The organism is Aestuariivirga sp., assembly GCF_044239095.1.
Classification (GTDB): Bacteria; Pseudomonadota; Alphaproteobacteria; order Rhizobiales; family Aestuariivirgaceae; genus Aestuariivirga.
The window spans coordinates 1-3195 of record NZ_JBIICB010000373.1; the positions used below are offsets into that span (position 1 = coordinate 1).

The 3195-nt window shown below is 60.6% G+C and carries 5 protein-coding genes and 1 pseudogene; all 6 read right to left on the reverse strand.

Annotation, left to right across the window (positions count from 1 at the left end; all coding sequences use genetic code 11):
• Positions 1-172 (reverse strand): ParB N-terminal domain-containing protein (locus ACILRA_RS21360; RefSeq protein ID WP_395664065.1); only part of this gene is annotated, 172 nt, incomplete at its 3' end.
• Between the two features lie 238 nt (positions 173-410).
• Positions 411-983: a hypothetical protein gene (locus tag ACILRA_RS21365; protein WP_395664061.1), complete on the reverse strand. Its 573-nt coding sequence runs from the start codon at positions 981-983 to the stop codon at positions 411-413.
• Positions 984-1255: 272 nt separating this feature from the next.
• Positions 1256-1864, reverse strand: a complete 609-nt coding sequence (locus ACILRA_RS21370; RefSeq protein WP_395664062.1) for a hypothetical protein — start codon at positions 1862-1864, stop codon at positions 1256-1258.
• Between the two features lie 174 nt (positions 1865-2038).
• Positions 2039-2596 carry a hypothetical protein gene (locus ACILRA_RS21375; RefSeq protein WP_395664063.1) on the reverse strand — a complete coding sequence of 186 codons (558 nt, stop codon included), beginning with the start codon at positions 2594-2596 and terminating at the stop codon, positions 2039-2041.
• A gap of 3 nt (positions 2597-2599) precedes the next feature.
• Positions 2600-2884: a DUF6378 domain-containing protein gene (locus ACILRA_RS21380; RefSeq protein WP_395664064.1), complete on the reverse strand. Its 285-nt coding sequence runs from the start codon at positions 2882-2884 to the stop codon at positions 2600-2602.
• Positions 2881-3195, reverse strand: a pseudogene (locus ACILRA_RS21385) (hypothetical protein); the annotation flags it as partial. The pseudogene ACILRA_RS21385 and the gene ACILRA_RS21380, both read right to left, overlap by 4 nt.

A 3195-nucleotide genomic window follows, 5' to 3' on the forward strand; every position in this document is an offset into this window, starting at 1 on the left:
CTTCCAACCGGGTATGGCCAACGATCACAACCATCTTTTCGTCCACCACGATGGGCTGGCGGAAGCCGAATTCAGCGATGGACGCCTTCACCGCATCGATGGCGGCAGTGTTGTTACGCGGGTTCCGGGCATAGGGGACCAGCGTCTCGACGGCCATGTCGGTGACGATCATCGAAACCTCTTCGTGGATGTTGGCGCTCGAAAGCTGGATCAGGCGAAAGTCAAAACGCCCGTTGCGGATCCGAATCCCCACCAACAGCTGGCGCTAACCTATTGAGTTCAGGGCGCTAAGCCCTGCCGAATCAAAACAAAACGGAAAAATCAAAAGCAGAAAAACGCTCGAAAACCGGGCTGCCGCGCCAGCGCATATCTTAGGTTGAAAATGGGGCTCCTAGCCGCCCCCCCACCCCTCACGGTGGACGTGCCCTGCGCGGGGCACCACGGAGCCCTGATCCGCTCAGCATAAGCGCGATCAATCGCGACGACTCCATGAGGATGCGCGGATGCTGGTCCTGCCATGCGGCGTGAGCTTCATCGCGCAGCATCTCCTTCGGTACTGACGGACCCCAAAGCTGTTCAATGGGAAACCGCGCCTTGCCGGTGCGCTTGAACACGCCGCCACCGTAGCGCTTCACCACGAAGGCCGAGCGGAAGGTCTGCGCCCTGCCCCAGATCTTAGCACGTACGCCGTAGGAGAACTGCTTCGCACCGAAGAAGGATAGCGGCAGATGACGGCCGGTGCCTGAGGTCACCGTGGCCATCGTGTTGCGCGTTGCCGACTGGAACCGCGTTGCAGCGTTGACGGCGCCGCGCGGGATGGACGACTGCTGGGCGAGCGACCGGCGCAGCTGGGTGAAGGACTTGCGGCCTTCCTTGTTCAGCGCCATCGAGAAGGCTCGGCGGGCCTCGCCCTCGCCAAGACGGACACAGGCCGCTTCGAAGCGGGTCCTGACATCGTCGGTCTCCAGGAAGCGAACCTGCATGGCTGCCCTCCGATACGCAAAACGCCCGGAGAACTCGTCTCCGGGCGCATTTCTGATCTTCCAATAACGGAACTTCTAGCCGCGTCGCATGAACGTGTCAATAGTCTTTTTCAACTAAATATCATTTTTCTTAGTAAGTTAGCTTTCAGACCCGCCTGCATACCAATCGTCGGAAGCAACTCGCGCTACGCTTTCATTGGTCACGTCCGGTAGCTTTCAGGAAGCTGGACTTGCGCCTACCCGCTCGGCTTCCATCTGCATGGATTCATCCGTTATTGAGCAGTACCCGTAGCCGACTTCGCGGCGGTCAGCGCCGCCTCGAGTTCAGTGAGCTTCGCCTGAAGTGCCGCGACTTCCTGTGCCTTCTGATCCATCGCCTTAGCCATTTCCGAAGCAGAGGCCTCCACCTTGGACCTTGCATCAGAGAGTTCAGCTTCAAGTGCCTTGCCCAACTCCTGCAGTTTCGCCACCTCTGCAGCCCTGCCTTCCGCCTGGGCTCTCACTTCTGCAAGCTGGGTTTCCAGGGCCTTTCCCGCTTCCTGAAGCTTTGCCACCTCACCAGTGGCCGCCTCCGCCGCAGTCCTTGCCTCGGAGAGCTGAGTTTCCAGGGCCTTTCCCGTTTCCTGAAGCTTTGCCACTTCACCAGTAGCCGCCTCCGCCGCAGTCCTTGCCTCGGAGAGCTGGGTTTCAAGGACTTTTCCCGTTTCCTGAAGCTTTACCACTTCACCAGTGGCCGCCTCCGCCGCAGTCTTTGCCTCGGAGAACTGGGTTTCCAGGGCTGCCGCAGCGGCCTGCAATTGCTTGACCGAAGCCTGCTGATAGAAATACGTTCCACCAGCGCCGATTATGAGCGCCACCAAGGCTGTGATTACAGTCTTCATTTCATCTCCATATGTCAATCGCCGGATCTATCCGCCAATGGCCAGATCTCAAGGTTTCGGCCTCCCGGCATTACCTCTTACTAGCGCCAAATATCTCAATTGTAGGACAACACGCGAATCCGCAACTAGTGTCACGATGCAGGACACACATATACGCTCAAATGGTTTCAACGGCTACATCCGGAATAACCGCACCAGCGCATTCAGCGCCACCCGCAGGTTCCCAATATCCTCCTCCGGCCAGTTGATGGCATCCTCATCCGCGCAGATGAGACGATAGACGAGGAGCGTCGGATGTCTGCCGCCCGACATGCGCTGTTCGCGGTCGCAAGCATCGAGTGCGTCGGTGGCGGCATTGAACCGCCGCTTGACCCTCTCGATCACCTCCTGCACCGGCTCGCTGGGGCTGGCGCCGAAGATGCCTTCGTTGACGAGCAGCCCTGCGATGGAACGGGGGCTGGGCGATGGCAGGCCACACACTGCGTGGTGCTGCCGGGACAACTCGGCAAACGCCACGCCCGCCTGGTACTGGGTCTCGCTGATCAACTCGCGGAAGGCAAGACGGCCGAGGGCGGTGCCGAGCCTCTCGTCCTTCGCCTGCTTCGCCGTCACGCCGAAATGGCGACGTCGGGCGTCAATCGCTACGCTCATGGCGTCCCTCTCCGTTTCCTGCCGTGTGCGCTTGCCACAGGCGTAGCGCTTGCCGGGTTTCCGTTTGCGTCCGGGTGCCATGGTTCAGCGTCCTTCCGTGTTCGAGGTTTCGGTCAGTTCGCGCAGCAGGGCGGCATAGCCGCAGATATCGACTGCCGAATCTTCGTGTGTGGGGTCGTGGGCGAGGCGTGCGAGCTTCAGATCGAGGAGGCAGAGAACCACCTGCGCAGGGGTGATTTCGCTTCCCAGCGTGGCCGACCACCGTGCAGCGATAGTCGTCATGTTGCTGTGGGCATCGCCGTACTGGGTGCTGCGCTCGGCGATAACGTTGGCGACGTGCTTGAGGAACATTTCCGCAGGAGTGCTCATGCCAGGCCTCCATTCGTCTCGATGGCCCAGAGGAGGATCGCAATCGCATCGGCCTCGTTGTCATCAGCTGGCTCGAAGCCGCGTGCGCGCATGGCGGCAATCACCGCCTGCTTGTCGGCGTTGCCCTTGCCGCAGGCGTGGCGTTTCCAGGTCCCTACTGGCACGCCGCTGTAAGGGATGCTCTGAGCCTCACACCACGCCGTCAGCGTGGCGAGCAGACCACCGTGGACATGTGCCGCGTCCGTGCCGATATGTCGGCGCACTTCCTCAAAGTACACGGCATCGATACCGCCAGTGATCTCCAGCGTCTG

What these genes read in the sequence shown, in the direction of transcription:
- ACILRA_RS21370 (WP_395664062.1), bottom strand. Translation starts at nt 1,864, where the DNA reads ATGAAGACTGTAATCACAGCCTTGGTGGCGCTCATAATCGGCGCTGGT.
- ACILRA_RS21375 (WP_395664063.1), bottom strand. Translation starts at nt 2,596, where the DNA reads ATGGCACCCGGACGCAAACGGAAACCCGGCAAGCGCTACGCCTGTGGC.
- ACILRA_RS21380 (WP_395664064.1), bottom strand. Translation starts at nt 2,884, where the DNA reads ATGAGCACTCCTGCGGAAATGTTCCTCAAGCACGTCGCCAACGTTATC.
- ACILRA_RS21365 (WP_395664061.1), bottom strand. Translation starts at nt 983, where the DNA reads ATGCAGGTTCGCTTCCTGGAGACCGACGATGTCAGGACCCGCTTCGAA.